The following is a 14,032-nucleotide window of genomic DNA, read 5'->3' on the forward strand; positions in this document are numbered from 1 at the left end:
GGAGCGTGATCGGCCTTAGAAACTGTAGGTGCCCGTCACCACCAAACTGCGCGGCTCGCCCGGCTGGATCTGCGCCACACTGGTCGCCGACTCGTAATAGTGTTTGTCGGCGATGTTGTTCAGCGCCGCGCGTACATCCCACTCTTTCTGGCGGAACCCGGCCAATGCATCCCAGCGGCCATAACCCGGCAGCACCACGGTGTTGAGGCTGTCGGCATAACGGTCGCCCACCAGCGTCAAACCGGTTTCCGCGTACCAGCCCATCTCCGGTTTCCAGGTGATAAACAGGCTGCCATTGCGCTTGGCCACATCGCTGACGCGCTTGCCTTCAAAGCCGTTGTTGTCCTTCTCGACCTTGGCATCCTGCAGGCCGATGCCGCCGCGCACGTACCAATTGCCAATGATTTTGCCGGTCGCCGTCAGCTCCACACCGCGTGAGCGCTGAAGCCCGCTGAGCAGGGTGATGGTGCGGTCCAGCGGGTCGCTGGTGCGGCGGTTATAAAGCTCAAGCTCGTACACGGCGAGGGTGGTGCTCAGGCGATCATCGAGCCAGTCGCTTTTCACGCCGATTTCTTTCTGGCGAGTCAGCTCGGGGCTGAGGTCGTTGACGCTGCCCGCGGCATTCGGCGTGATGCCGATCAGGCCGCCGCCTGCCGGCGAGAAGGTTTTGCTCCACGAGGCATAGAACGAGTGATGCTCCAGTGGCGTCCACACCAGGCCGACGCGCGGGCTGGTGCTGCGGCTTTCGACGTCTTGCTGGGTGTTGAGCACCTTGCTGGTGGTGTCCACTTCAAAGTGGTCATAACGCAGGCCAGCCAACAGTTGCCATTGATCGTTGAGGCGCAATTGGTCCTGCACGTACACCGCGCGACTTTCGACTTCCGTGTGGTTGTAACTGGAAAGGCTCATGCGCCCGGTGTGGCTCAGGTGGCGATTGGGTTGGTTGAGGTCCAGGCTCGGCACGGCCTGGCCGCCGCGGTTGACGGCGGTGGCGGTGTACAGCTTCGGGTCGCGGCGCTGGCTGCCCAGTTCAAGGCCGGTGAGCAGACGGTGTTCCAGGCCGAAGGTGTCGAAACCACCTTCCAGCTCAAGGTTGTTGAAGACGTTGCGGGTGGTCAGGTCTTGCTGCCAGCGCTGGCGCGTGACCTTGTTGGTTTTGGCGTCATAGCCGGTCTGGTAAGTGTTATCGAAATCGCTGTCGAGCTTGAACACGCCGAGGGTGTGGCGCAGTTGCCAGTTGGCGTTGAGTTCATAGGCGAGCTTGGAGCGCAACGACTGGGATTTGTCGTCGATGTAGTCGCGGCTGTCGAAATAGGTGGTGCTGCGGCTCACGTCTGCCGGGCGCCCGTTGACGCCGGGAATGCCACGGTCCGGTGTGCGGTTGTAGCGGCTGTATTCGTATTGCACCAACCAATTCAGGTCGGGCGTGAGCTGCCAGCTCATCGACGGCGCAAACAGTTTGCGGTTGCCGCTGACGCCATCGCGAAAACTGTTGCTGTCTTCGTTGCCCATGTTCAGGCGCAAGCTGATGGTGTCGGTGGGGTCGGTGCTGAGGTCGGCATACAGGCTGCGCAGGTCATTGCTGCCGCCCTGGGCTTCGATGCTGGATTTATGGCCTGCGGTGGGCAATTTGCTCACGCGGTTGACGATGCCGCCTTGGCCGCCGCGCCCGTACAACACCGCCGCCGGGCCTTTGAGCACTTCGATGCGCTCGATGTTATGCAGGTCGCGCACGTACTGGCTGTCGTCGCGAATGCCGTCCAGGTAAAAGTCGTTGCTCGCGTCGAAACCACGGATGCGCAGGCTGTCGAAGCGGGTATCGGCACCGCTGCTCACGTTGGGAATACCGCTGAGTGCCTGGCCCAGGTCGTTGGTGCCGTAAGAGCGCAGGCTTTCGGTTTTTACCGAATCAATCGCCTGGGGCACATAACGCACCGAAGTGGCGGTGCGGGTGGCGGTGTTGGTCTCTTTGACGCGTGGGTCGTCTTCGTCAACTTCGGTGCTGATCGACGTTGTCGGTAAGACCGTGGCGGCGCAGGCAAAACCAGCAGACAGCAGAACAGAAAGCCCAAGGGTGATGGGCGTTAGTCGAGGGGCAGGCATGGGTGAATGTGTCCAAAAATGTCAGGAGGGAAAAAGCGCGCTAATGGTAATGCTTTGCATTTGCGCGCGTTATGCATTCCCAAACATGTAGGACGTAGAAAGTGTTACACAATGTGTTTTCTTGGCGAGTCGGAGGATTTTTCAGGCTGGCGTGAAGGCTCTGGAATGCCTGGCTTAGAATTTTTTTGACTAAATACAGACGATTCACGAAATTGACACATAGTTCAACCCGCGCATAGGATTGCGCCCAACGCCTGTGGCTAACCGCCATGACTCATCCAATAAAAAAAAGGCCTGCGGCAGTTCAGTCGTCCGCAGGCCTTCTTTTTTCTGGAAAAAGTCGACACCAGAAAAGCAACACGGAGCCTGGTGTCACAGCGCGTACTCAACCAGTAATAAGGAATATAAAAAAATGTTGAAACAACGGATGAGTCTGATCGCTTTGGGGATTTTGAGCGCATCGACAGTCATGGCCAACGACCAGGAGCAATCCAAGGGTTTCGTTGACGACAGCCACCTGAACATTGCCGCACGTAACGCCTACATCAGCCGCGACTACAAAAACGGCAAGCAAGACAAAGCTGAATGGGGCCAAGGCTTCATCGGCAAGTTCGAATCCGGCTTCACCCAAGGCACCGTGGGTGTGGGTGTGGATGTGATCGGCCAATACGCTATCCGTCTGGACGGTGGTAAAGGTCGCAGCGGCGCTGGCGGTATCGACTTCTTCAAGCAAGGCGACAGCGGCGCAGCAGCCGACGACCTGGCCAAGGGCGGCGCAGCCGTCAAGGCGCGCATCTCTAACACCGTGATCAAATACGGTCAGCAGATGCCCGCCGTACCTGTGCTGCAATACGACAACTCGCGCCTGCTGTCGGAAACCTACGAGGGCACCTCGATCGTTTCCAAAGAAATCGCCGGTCTGCAATTGGACGCCGGTCACTTCACCAAGGAAGCACGCAAGAGCGCCGAGGGCAGCGACAGCGGCGGCCTGAAAAGCATCAACTACCTGGGTGGTAGCTACAAATTCACCGAAAGCCTGTCGGCCGCGCTGTACGCCTCCGACATGCAGGACGTGCTGAAGAAGCAATACGTCAACGTCAACTACGTGCTGGCCCTGCCAGAGAAGCAATCGTTGACCTTTGACTTCAATGGCTACAAAACCAAGCTGGACCGCAGCTTCGCCCTGGAAAACCAAGGTGATGCAGACGCCCGCGACAACAAAATCTGGAGCCTGGGCGCTACCTGGGCTGTTGGCCCGCACAGCTTCACCGTGGCTCACCAGCGCAGCACCGGCGACACCGGCTACCTGTACGGCGGCTACCGCAACGCTGGCGGCATCGGCGACGGTGGCAACACCATCCTGCTGGCCAACTCCTACTGGTCCGACTTCAACGGTAAGGACGAGCGCTCCTGGCAAGCCGGCTACGGCCTGGACTTCAGCGCCTTCGGCGTGCCTGGCCTGACCTACAACATCGCCTACGTGCGCGGCACCAACATTGACGACGGCTCCAACCGCGGCAGTGGCACCGAGCGTGAAATCTTCAACCAGTTCAAATACGTCGTTCAGAGCGGCCCAGCCAAAGACCTGAGCCTGCGCGCTCGTGCGTCCTGGTTGCGCGTCTCCAACAACGCCAGCGACTACAACGTAGGCGGTAACGAAGTCCGTCTGTTCGCCGACTACCCGATCAACGTTTTCTAATTGATCGCACGTCGCGCCTGATTTCAGGCGATAAAAAACCCCGACTGGTTCGGGGTTTTTTTATGCGCGCCTGCTGGCCTCTGACTTGTTACACCGCAGTACTAATGAAGTACTCGGCGCCCTCTTTATCGCCTTCAGGCGCACGCCTAAATTAGCCCCACGTGCCAGCCCATCACCCCGATGGCCGGCCACTGGAGCCACTGCCATGCCCTTTGTCAGCCTGCGCATCACCCGTGACGGCGTTACCCCTGAGCAAAAAGCCCAGGTCATCGCCGAGTTCACCGAAACCCTCGAACGCGTCCTCAACAAACGCCCTGACTTGACCCACATCGTCATCGAAGAAGTCGACACTGATAACTGGGGTTACGCCGGTATTACCACCACTCAATACCGCAAACAGCTCACGGAGAAACCGTCATGAGCGCGCCCGTCACCATCGACTTCGTCTCCGACGTGGTCTGCCCGTGGTGCGCCCTGGGCGCCACCGCGCTGGAACAAGCCATCGCCAACCTGGCGGGCGAAGTGAAGGTTGAGCTGACCTTCAAACCCTTCGAACTCAACCCCGACATGCCGGCCGAGGGCGAAAACGCCGTCGCCCACATGATGCGCAAATACGGGCGCAGCGCTGAAGAAGTCGCCAGCGGCAAAAGAATGCTGATGGAGCGCGGCGAAGCCATCGGCTTCAGCTTCGACCTGGAAAAACGCAGCCACTTCTACAACACCTTCGATGCACACCGGTTGTTGTTTTGGGCGTTGCAACAAGGCCGGCAAATCGAGCTGAAAAAGACGCTGTTGCGCGGTTTTTTCACCGATGGCCAGAACGTCAGCGACCACGAAACCCTGGCGCGTTTAGCAGCAGAAGCAGGGCTGGAAATCGAAGGCGCCCGCCAGGTGCTGGGCTCTGCCGCCTACGCCGATGAAGTGCGCGAGCTGGAAGCGTTCTACCGCGAGCGCGGTATCAATTCAGTGCCGGCCATGGTGCTGAATGGCCGGCAGTTGGTCTCCGGGTCGCAATCCGTCAGTGACTACGAACAGATGCTGCGGGAAATGTCCGCAGCGGCTGCTTGAACCATCCCATTTTCTAGATAGAGGTTTCATCATGAGCAATTCTAAAAAAGTCGTTGTGATTACCGGCGCATCCCAAGGCCTCGGCGCGGCTGCGGTGAAGGCTTACCGTGAGCTGGATTACCGTGTGGTTGCCACGTCGCGGTCGATCAAACCGTCGACGGATCCGGACATTCTCACCGTGGCCGGTGACATCGCCGACCCCGCCACCGCCAAGCGCGTAGTCCGCGAAGGCGTGGCGCGTTTTGGCCGCATCGACAGCCTGATCAACAACGCCGGTATCTTCGTCGCCAAACCCTTCACCAGCTACACCCAAGAAGACTACGTAAACGTGCTGGCCGTGAACCTCAATGGGTTCTTCTACATCACCCAACTGGCGATTACCGAGATGCTCAAACAAGGCGCCGGGCACATCGTCAACATCACCACCAGCCTGGTCGACCACGCGATTGACGGTGTGCCCTCGGTACTGGCCTCGCTGACCAAAGGCGGGCTGAATTCGGCGACCAAATCCCTGGCAATTGAATACGCCAAACGCGGCATTCGCGTGAACGCGGTAAGCCCCGGGATTATCAAAACGCCGATGCACGGCGAAGAAACCCACGCGGCCTTGGGCAGCCTGCACCCGGTCGGGCACATGGGCGAAGCGAGTGATATTGCCCAGGCGATTATCTATTTGGAAAACGCTGGGTTTGTCACCGGCGAGATTCTTCATGTGGACGGCGGGCAAAGCGCCGGGCACTGATCAAAAACGCCCCGGCCTGTCCAGGCCGGGGCGCTCTATCAACTACCTCTCCAGATCACCTGTGGGAGCCGGGCTTGCCCGCGATAGCGCCCGCCCGGCCACACCATTCCTATCTTATTGCTCAGCATTGCAGGGCGACGCCAACACCTTCACCGCATCATCAATCACCGCCTTTACCATCTCCTGCAAATAATGCGACGCTCAGGCATAACGGTCCGTCTCCTTCGTCATCGCCGCATCCTCTGCGAGCTGCTTGGCGACGTGGAGCAAATCGGAAGCGTGGTTCAGGGCTTCGAGCAGAGGGACGCCGCTGTTGACGCGGAACAGAGGTTGGTCTGAGTGAAAGGAGAAAGGGGTGACGCCGAGGGTGGTTAACGCGGGGGGATTTGTAGCGGTCATTGGTGAGACTCCCATATCGAGTGAGAGCTACCACGTTCGTTGTTTCAACGAATGCGTGGCGCTTTTAGCGCCTGCATCAAAAGCGGGTTCTCAGGCCCGGTCGCTGCATTGGCAGGGACGGAGTGGAGGTTAGCGTGGCGGGGAGAGGGGAGCAATCAGGAAATTGGATTAGTTGTTTTGTGGCCTATCCAAGCGGCACGGATTGGCTGCGGATGAAATTATTTGTTTTATGGAAACGCCATAATTATTGCCCAGCCATAATTTTGCATAAAAGCTGAAGTGCGGGCGGAAACAGCGGAGGGGCTGCAGCCGTCTATTTCATAGGCTGACCTGGGTTAAAACCCCAGAAACAACAAAGCCCTCACATTGCTGTGAGGGCTTTGTCTTATATGGTGCCGGCACCAGGAGTCGAACCCGGGACCTACTGATTACAAGTCAGTTGCTCTACCAACTGAGCTATACCGGCGTGTTAGGGCGACGATTATAGCGATTGGCAAGCTTCTGTAAACCCCTGAATTCTGACTATTTTTGCAGAAGTGAAGGTTTTTTTGCGATCACGGCTTTTTCGTCGTCTCGGGCACCGCAAATCAGCTCAATTCCCGTCGCCGCAGTCGTCGGTGAATTTCATGTAGTTCAGCACCTGCGTCTGGCCCTTCGAATCCAAGTACGTCATCCGTGCATTGACTACGCCGCAGCCTGAGCGGGCGTCTTCGGTGGTCGACAGCACGCGCTGAATGTCCGGCTTGTGGCCGTTGTCGGCATGTGCGGTGAACGTGAGGGCAAGCAGGCTGGCGGCGATGAAGGTTTTCCAGTTATTCGGGTTCATGGTGGTGGCCTCTGAGGCTTCAATGGTGGGGTGAGGTCATTGAATGCCTGTGAGGTATCTGGGCTGTGTCGCGGGGCTGGGGTTTTGTCTCGTTGTGTACGGTGTGCGGCTATCTGTACTTGCTGATACGAAGCGGCCTCACTGTCGGAAGCGCATTACCTAAGTTTGGTTAATAAACGCACAGGATTCGGTTAATACATTGTTTTGAAAGTAGATATTTACCCATAAGCGATAGGCCATAATATTGGCGCCATGCCGCTCATCTGAAAGCATTTCGATACAAACACCAAAATACTGACACCATCATCGTGATATCACACAATGCGGCCCTCATTTAATCAGCGGTTTCAACAGAGAGGAGCAGTCGGTGGGGCGTGCAGATCACATTTCAAAACTATACGCCGCGCTGGGTGCACACTCTTTAAGCGAGCCGTGGGTGGCTGAGCCTTTGCAACGGTTGCTGGACCAGTTGAACCAAGGTGCTGCGCCGTCGCCCGAGGCGGTCGAAGCCCCGCGTGGGGCGAGCTATTCGGATGCGTCGGCAGCAAAAGTTGTGGTGGTGGTTTCAGCCACGGGCGGGGTGGGGCGCAGCACGTTGGCCGCCGCGATTGCCAACGGTTTGCAGCGCCAGGGGAATCCGGCGCTGGCGTTGGAGCTGGACCCGCAAAATGCACTGCGTTATCACCTGTGTCCGGGCGTTGATCTGCCTGGCTTAGGCGCAACCAGCCTGCTCAACCAAACCTGGCAAGCCTTGCCCAAACGCGGTTTTGCCGGGTGCCGTGTTGTCGCCTTTGGTGAAACTGACGCGGTGCAGCAACAGAGCCTGAATCGCTGGCTGGGGCAGGATCTCGAATTTCTCAGCAAGCGTCTGGCCGGGCTCGGTTTGACTGGGCAGGACACGGTGGTTATCGATGTGCCGGCAGGCAACACGGTGTACCTGAGCCAGGCGATGTCCATGGCGGATATGGTGCTGGTGGTAGTTCAGCCGGACGCCGCTTCGTTTCGGCGCTTGGCGAAGATGGACGAGGTGCTCGCGCCGTACCTCGCCAGTGAATCGGCCCCACAACGGTTTTATGTGATCAACCAGGTCGATGGCGGCCATACTTTCAGCCAGGACATGGCCGGCGTGTTCAAGTTGCGTCTGGGCGATGCAGTGCTGGGCACCGTGCGCCGTGATCCTGCGTTCAGTGAGGCGCAGGCCTATGGGCACGACCCGCTCGACCCGGCGCTCGACAGTGTTGGCAGCCAGGATGTGAACACCTTGTGCCATTCACTGAGGGCGCGCCTGCGTTAAAATGCAAGCGGCCATTAATTTGACTATTTACCGTTTGTCTAAAAAACAACCAGCAAAAACATCAAAATAATGACACTTCCTCACGCCTGTCACAGAATGCTTCACTGAGACGCCCATAATAAGACCTGCGGTAAGTGCCTGCTTGCCGACCTTCACGTCTTTACGCTGCGTCGTGAGGAGCTGGCTATGAGCCTTAGCGAAGAACTTCTGGCGTTGTTCGGCAAGAACGTCACCCATGATGCCCAAGGCATTAATGCGCGCATGCACTTTTTCGGCAGCGTGCCTGCTGACGAAAACACCCATCCCCAATCCCAATTGACTGATATCCCCGCGTTGCGCCCTAAAGTAGTCGCGTTAGTGTCGATGAATGGCGGCGTTGGCCGCAGTACGTTGGCCACGGCGTTGAGCAGCGGTTTGCAGCGCCACGGCGAATCGGTGGTGGCGCTGGACCTGGACCCGCAAAACGCCTTGCACCATCACTTCGGCGTGAGTGCCGCGTTGCCTGGTATCGGCCGCACCAGCCTGGAGCATGGGCAATGGAGCCCTTTACAGCAGCTCGGTTTCGCCGGTTGCCAGGTCATCACCTTTGGCGATATCGACATCCAGCAGCAGGAAAACCTCGAACGTTGGCTCAAGCATGAGCCCACCTGGCTGGCTCAACGGCTTGCCTCACTGGGCCTAAACGAGCGGCAAACGGTGATCATCGATACCCCGGCCGGCAACAACGTCTACTTCCATCAAGCGCTGAATGTTGCCGATGTGGTGTTGGTGATCGTGCAGGCCGATGCCGCGTGCCTTGGCACCCTGGATCATCTGGATGTGCTGCTCGCCCCGCACCTTGAAGGCCAGAACCCACCGGCGGTGCAGGTGGTGGTCAACCAGGTGGATGAGAGCAACCCCTTCAGTTTGGACATGGTTGAGGCGTTCAAGCAGCGCCTCGGCAAAGCGCCGCTGGAGGTACACCGCGACATGGCGATCAACGAGGCGTTGGCGTTTGCCGCAGACCCGTTGGACAACGTGGCGAAACGCTTGGCGAGTGACGATATCAATGAGATTTGCCGGGTACTCAAGGCGCCGAAAGCAACCGCCTAAAGTGCGGTTTATACGCTTATCGCCAGATGCTTATGCACAATCGGTTGGTCGGGCCTGTCACGAAACAGCCATTTTGTGGAGCCGTTCTCAACACGCTGCAACTGCCTGTTTTGTGTGCATTTAATTTTGTGAACAAAAAATGACCAGCGTGGCTTTTGCCCTGTAGCACTGATAACTACAGCTTCTGTAAAGATTCCATCAACAGAGTTATCCACAGGGCGCGTGTAGGAATTTTTGCCCTCTAATCGCGCTCGGCCAGCACCATCACGTTGCGCGGAGTCAGCGCCGGTTCGCAGAAGCTGCCTATCTCGACCTTGTAGCCCTGTTCCACCAAAAAAAGCGCCCGGTCCAGCACCAGCCACATTTCCAATGGGCGCCGAAACAGGCCGCGCAGCAACTCCAGGTTTCGCACGTGCGCCAGGCGCCGCCAGCCGTGTGCCTCCAGCGCCGCCCAATCCTGTTCACCTGCGGATAAACCTTTGAGGCTTGCAAGCTCCTGGCAGTACTCGGCGAAGGGCTTATCCAGCCAACTGGCGGGCAGGGAAGGCGTCGGCAGGTATTCGTCGAGGCCGCGCACGTGTCGCTGTAATTGATCGAAGCCCAGGCGCCGTGCCATGGAGGTGTCGCGCTGTTGACGCACTCGGTTGCCGGCGGTGACGGTTTCGCTCAGCGGCAGGCCCAGGTCATCAATTGACAGCTTCAGTGGCGACGCGCGCCCGGCGCCGGACAGGGGCTGATAGCTGTCGGCGTTGATGCGGTTGTAACAGCAGGGCGCCAGCGCCAGTTGCTTGCACCCGGCCGCGCTGGCCAGTTGCAGCAGCCGCACGTGCAGGTCGCCGCAGGCATGCAGGGCGACGGGCGTGTGTTCGGGGCTGATCGTCAGATCCGCCATCACGTCTTTCAGGCGATGGCTGGCGGATAAACCGTGGTGGTCGCTCAAGGCCTGGCCGGAGGCGATCAGCGCCGGGTCGTATTCCAGGCAGGTCAGCTGCTGGTCGGCGTGCAGCAGGCGGCGGCCGAGATGGCCTTTGCCGGCGCACCAGTCCAGCCAGTGCGTAGGCTTTTGCGCGAAATTCAGTGCGGCACCGAAGGCTTCGATCTGTTGCCACTTGCGGCCCGGCACGTCGACGTTGAGCCGATGGCGAGCGGTTTCCAGCGCCTGTGTCGGTAACTTGTCCACAGCACTGAGCTGCAGCGCCTGCGTAGCCAGCTGTGGAAAAGGCGCCGGCGCCGGCAATTCATGGGGGCGGTTGTGGCTGTTTTCGGCATCGGCCAGCGAGCGCTGGCGCAGCCACTGGGCCAGCTCGGGATGCTGGTTTTCCCAGGGTAAATGCAGATGGGTAAAGGGCCGTGGTCGCCACAGCCCTTGGTGCTCGATCAGGAACGCATCCAGCGCCGCAAAGCGCGCCTCAACGTCCCTGGCAAGCATCGACGCGCAACCAGCGTTCGAGCAGTTTGAAGCCGCGTACCAGGATGTAGGAAATCAGCAGGTAGAACACGCCGGCGGTGAAGAACATCTCAACTGTCAGGTAGTTGCGCGCAATGATGGTCCTGGCCATGCCGGTCAGTTCCAGCAAGGTCACCGTGCTCGCGAGCGAGCTGGCCTTGAGCATCAAAATGACTTCGTTGCTGTAGGCTGGCAGGCCGATGCGGGCCGCACGCGGCAGGATGATATAGAACAGCGTCTTCGGCTTGGACATGCCCAGCGCGCGAGCTGCTTCGATTTCACCCGGCGGGATAGCCTGGATGGCGCCGCGCAGGATCTCGGCGATATAAGCCGCCGTGTGCAGGGTCATGGTGGCCGTGGCACACCAGAAAGGGTCGCGCAGATACGTCCACATGAAGCTTGCGCGCACGGCATCGAATTGGGCCAGGCCGTAATAGACCAGGAACAACTGCACCAGCAGCGGGGTGCCGCGAAAAAAGAAGATATACGCGTAGGGCAGCGAACGCACATACCAGCGTTTTGACGAGCGAGCGATGCCCAGCGGGATCGCCAGGATCAGCCCGAGAATCACGGCGATGCCAACCAGTTCGAGGGTCAGAATGGCACCCTGGATAAACTTCGGCAGCCACTTATAGATGACTTCCCATTCCATTACGTCGTCCTCACGAAGCCGCGGGCGGCGCGTTTTTCCAGCACGTGCATAGCGAGCATCGACAGCGACGTCAGGCCCAGGTAAATGAACGCGGCGACCAGATAGAAGGTAAACGGCTGTTTAGTGACGGTGACCGCGATCTGGGCGTGGCGCATGATTTCTTCCAGGCCGATAACCGTGACCAGCGCGGTGTCTTTCATCAGGATCAGGAACAGGTTGCCCAGGCCCGGTAGGGCGATACGCCACATCTGCGGCATGATCAGGCGGGTGAAGATGCGAGACTTCGACAGGCCCAATGCCACGCCGGCTTCGCGATGGCCCTTGGGAATAGCGATGATCGCGCCACGTAACACCTCGGTGGCGTAAGCCCCGAAACACAGACCCAAGGCGATCACGCCGGCCGCGAAAGCGCTGAGTGACAGGTCGGGGATGTCGAGCATTTCACCCAGGCTGCGCATCGCGTTGATCGTGCCGAAATAAATCAGCAACACCCACAACAGTTCCGGCACGCCGCGAACGATGGTCGAGTAAACGCCGCCAAGCCATTGCAATGGCTTGTAGGGCGATGTCTTGGCCAAGGCACCGGCAAGGCCCAGCACCAGCCCCAGGCATAAAGCCGTGAGCGCCAGTTTGACGGTCATCAGCGCGCCGGCAGCGAGCGCCGGGCCGAATCCGTAGAGATCGAAATTCATGGTGTTTTCATATCGCGGCAGGCATTGCTAAAAGCCGGCGCGCCCTGTCGAGCGCGCCGGGCAGGCCATTCAGATCATTCGATGCTGAATGGGAAGTACTTGTCGTTGATCTTCTTGTAGGTGCCGTCTGCCTTGATCTCTGCCAGGGCTTTGTTCAGGCGTTCGCGCAGTGGGTCGCCCTTGCGTACGGCGATACCGATCTTGTCGCTTTCTACAACCGGGTCGCCTTTGAACTCATAGGCCGAACCGTCTTTGCTCTTGAGCCATTCGTACTGCACGTATTTGTCGGCGAGGATGCCGTCCAGGCGGCCCGACGTCAGGTCGAGGTAGGCGTTTTCCTGGGTGTCGTAGAGCTTGGCCTCAGTGTCCGGCAGCTTGTCTTCCAGGTAAGTACCGGCCAGCGTCGCGCGCTGTGCACCGATGACCTTGCCCTTCAGGTAGGACGCGTCGGTCTTGAAGTCCGCAGTCGCCTTAGGCGCGATGAATTGCAGCTTGTTGGAGTAGTACGGGTCGGTGAAGTCGACGGCCTGCTTGCGCTCATCGGTGATCGACAGCGAGGACACCAGGAAATCGAACTTCTTGGCGTTCAGGGCCGGGATGATGCCGTCCCAGTCGGACACATACACTTCGCACTTCTCGACTTTCATCTTCGCGCACAGGGCGTCGCCGATGTCTTTGTCGAAGCCGACAACGTTGCCGCTGGCGTCTTTATTGTTGAAGGGCGGGTAGGCCGCTTCGATCCCCATTTTCAAGGTTTCTGCCATGGCCGTGGCGCTGAACGCCATCGAAACGGCCGCGGCCAGAAGGAATTTTTTATAGTTCTGCATGCATGTTGCTCCGTTAGCGGTTGCTGGACATGAATTGTTTGCAGCGCGCCGAAAGCGGGTTTTCAAACACCTGCTGTGGCGATCCTTGCTCTTCGATCAGGCCTTGGTGCAGGAACACCACTTCACTGGAGACCTGACGGGCAAAGCCCATTTCATGGGTGACCAGCAGCATGGTGCGGCCTTCTTCGGCCAGCGCGCGGATCACATTAAGTACTTCCTGGACCATTTCCGGGTCAAGCGCCGATGTCGGCTCGTCGAACAGAATGACCTTGGGCTGCATCGCCAGGGTGCGCGCAATCGCCGCCCGTTGTTGCTGGCCGCCGGACAGTTGCGCGGGGTAGGCGTGGCGCTTGTCGGCGATGCCGACCTTTTCCAGCAGGGCTTCGGCCACTTCTATAGCTTCGGCCTTGCTCTGGCCGAGCACACGGCGGGGCGCCTCGATGATGTTGTCGAGGATGCTCATGTGTGGCCACAGATTAAAGTTTTGAAACACAAAACCGATTTCGCTGCGCAGGCGATTGATCTGCTTGCCGTCGGCGGCCGTGAGCTCGCCGTTTTTTGCGGCCTTGAGCTTGAGCTCTTCGCCAGCGACGAGGATCTGCCCCTGGTGCGGGTTTTCCAGCAGGTTGATGCAACGCAGAAAGGTGGACTTGCCGGAACCGGAGGAACCCAGGATCGAGATCACGTCGCCGTCGCGGGCGGTCAGCGAGATACCTTTGAGTACCTCCAGCTCACCATAGCGTTTATGCAAGTTGCGGATTTCAAGCGCGGGCGCGGCCTCGGCCATGTGCGGTCCTCATTGTGTTCAGTGCGTTCTTGCTGTTGGGCCGCCTTCCTGGCGAGGCGCCAAGCTAGCATAGCGGTCAGATGGCAGCCAACAGCGCTACGGACGGTTAACAGGTGGTGTGCGGCAGGGTGTCGCATCAGCGCAGCAGCGTGTCGCGCCATCAACAACCTAACAGACGTTTGAACCCGATAAATCCACAGGCTTCGCGTAAAAAAGGGCGCGATGGTGCCAGCTTTGGCCGGGTGTTGGAAGGGTTAACCGGGCAAACGGTCCTTATCAGCCCCTTTATGGAGCGTCACGTACTTTTTGTGTGTGTTTTTGGTGCGCATTTACCTCTTTAAAGTGAGTCGCACGGTAACGCTATAGCGGAATGCCATTGTTCTCAATGAGTTGCGAGGGCTGAT

At 58.8% G+C, this 14,032-nt stretch carries 13 protein-coding genes, 1 tRNA gene and 1 pseudogene; 6 read left to right on the forward strand and 9 right to left on the reverse strand.

Going from position 1 to position 14,032, the window contains the following annotated elements; translation table 11 throughout:
- Positions 1 to 15: 15 nt before the first annotated feature.
- Positions 16 to 2,103: a TonB-dependent siderophore receptor gene (locus tag HX783_RS13875; RefSeq protein WP_177017236.1), complete on the reverse strand. Its 2,088-nt coding sequence runs from the start codon at positions 2,101 to 2,103 to the stop codon at positions 16 to 18.
- Positions 2,104 to 2,515: 412 nt separating this feature from the next.
- Here HX783_RS13875 and HX783_RS13880 point away from each other — a divergent pair, with 412 nt between their 5' ends.
- The 4 genes from HX783_RS13880 (at position 2,516) to HX783_RS13895 (ending at position 5,612) form a co-directional block, all read left to right on the forward strand.
- The gene (locus HX783_RS13880; protein ID WP_159953689.1) at positions 2,516 to 3,802 is read left to right on the forward strand and encodes an OprD family porin; all 1,287 of its coding nucleotides are present in this window, start codon (positions 2,516 to 2,518) and stop codon (positions 3,800 to 3,802) included.
- A 205-nt stretch (positions 3,803 to 4,007) separates the two neighbouring features.
- A complete protein-coding gene (locus tag HX783_RS13885) occupies positions 4,008 to 4,223 on the forward strand; it encodes a 4-oxalocrotonate tautomerase family protein (protein ID WP_177017237.1) in 216 nt (71 codons plus the stop codon).
- Positions 4,220 to 4,870, forward strand: coding sequence for a DsbA family oxidoreductase (locus HX783_RS13890; protein WP_177017238.1), 651 nt, complete (start codon positions 4,220 to 4,222; stop codon positions 4,868 to 4,870). Before HX783_RS13885 ends, HX783_RS13890 begins: the two co-directional genes overlap by 4 nt.
- 31 nt (positions 4,871 to 4,901) lie before the next feature.
- Positions 4,902 to 5,612: an SDR family NAD(P)-dependent oxidoreductase gene (locus HX783_RS13895; protein ID WP_177017239.1), complete on the forward strand. Its 711-nt coding sequence runs from the start codon at positions 4,902 to 4,904 to the stop codon at positions 5,610 to 5,612.
- Between the two features lie 114 nt (positions 5,613 to 5,726).
- Here HX783_RS13895 and HX783_RS13900 read toward each other — a convergent pair.
- From HX783_RS13900 to HX783_RS13910, 3 genes and pseudogenes are all read right to left on the reverse strand, one after another.
- Positions 5,727 to 6,011 (reverse strand): annotated as a pseudogene (locus tag HX783_RS13900) (DUF3077 domain-containing protein).
- Between the two features lie 390 nt (positions 6,012 to 6,401).
- A tRNA-Thr gene (locus tag HX783_RS13905) sits at positions 6,402 to 6,477 on the reverse strand.
- 126 nt (positions 6,478 to 6,603) lie between these two features.
- A complete protein-coding gene (locus HX783_RS13910) occupies positions 6,604 to 6,837 on the reverse strand; it encodes a DUF2790 domain-containing protein (RefSeq protein ID WP_177017240.1) in 234 nt (77 codons plus the stop codon).
- Between the two features lie 436 nt (positions 6,838 to 7,273).
- Here HX783_RS13910 and bcsQ (HX783_RS13915) point away from each other — a divergent pair, with 436 nt between their 5' ends.
- Positions 7,274 to 8,131, forward strand: a complete 858-nt coding sequence (gene bcsQ / locus HX783_RS13915; RefSeq protein ID WP_371317679.1) for a cellulose biosynthesis protein BcsQ — start codon at positions 7,274 to 7,276, stop codon at positions 8,129 to 8,131.
- A 186-nt stretch (positions 8,132 to 8,317) separates the two neighbouring features.
- Complete coding sequence (gene bcsQ / locus HX783_RS13920) at positions 8,318 to 9,223, forward strand: cellulose biosynthesis protein BcsQ (protein ID WP_177017242.1); 906 nt, start codon at positions 8,318 to 8,320, stop codon at positions 9,221 to 9,223.
- A 241-nt stretch (positions 9,224 to 9,464) separates the two neighbouring features.
- On the opposite strand, the gene HX783_RS13925 is transcribed toward bcsQ (HX783_RS13920), so the two are convergent.
- The 5 genes from HX783_RS13925 to HX783_RS13945 all read right to left on the reverse strand — a co-directional run bounded on the left by HX783_RS13925 (position 9,465) and on the right by HX783_RS13945 (position 13,628).
- Positions 9,465 to 10,652, reverse strand: a complete 1,188-nt coding sequence (locus tag HX783_RS13925; protein ID WP_177017243.1) for a methyltransferase — start codon at positions 10,650 to 10,652, stop codon at positions 9,465 to 9,467.
- Complete coding sequence (locus HX783_RS13930) at positions 10,633 to 11,322, reverse strand: ABC transporter permease (protein WP_106577455.1); 690 nt, start codon at positions 11,320 to 11,322, stop codon at positions 10,633 to 10,635. Before HX783_RS13930 ends, HX783_RS13925 begins: the two co-directional genes overlap by 20 nt.
- The gene (locus HX783_RS13935) at positions 11,322 to 12,014 is read right to left on the reverse strand and encodes an ABC transporter permease (RefSeq protein ID WP_177017244.1); all 693 of its coding nucleotides are present in this window, start codon (positions 12,012 to 12,014) and stop codon (positions 11,322 to 11,324) included. The genes HX783_RS13930 and HX783_RS13935 overlap by 1 nt, the downstream gene beginning before the upstream one ends.
- A 74-nt stretch (positions 12,015 to 12,088) precedes the next feature.
- A complete protein-coding gene (locus HX783_RS13940; RefSeq protein WP_177017245.1) occupies positions 12,089 to 12,841 on the reverse strand; it encodes an ABC transporter substrate-binding protein in 753 nt (250 codons plus the stop codon).
- A gap of 13 nt (positions 12,842 to 12,854) precedes the next feature.
- Entirely contained in the window at positions 12,855 to 13,628 is a 774-nt protein-coding gene (locus HX783_RS13945) for an ABC transporter ATP-binding protein (RefSeq protein ID WP_177017246.1), read from the reverse strand.
- Between the last annotated feature and the right edge of the window lie 404 nt (positions 13,629 to 14,032).

Source organism: Pseudomonas sp. D2002 (genome assembly GCF_013385735.1).
GTDB lineage: Bacteria > Pseudomonadota > Gammaproteobacteria > Pseudomonadales > Pseudomonadaceae > Aquipseudomonas.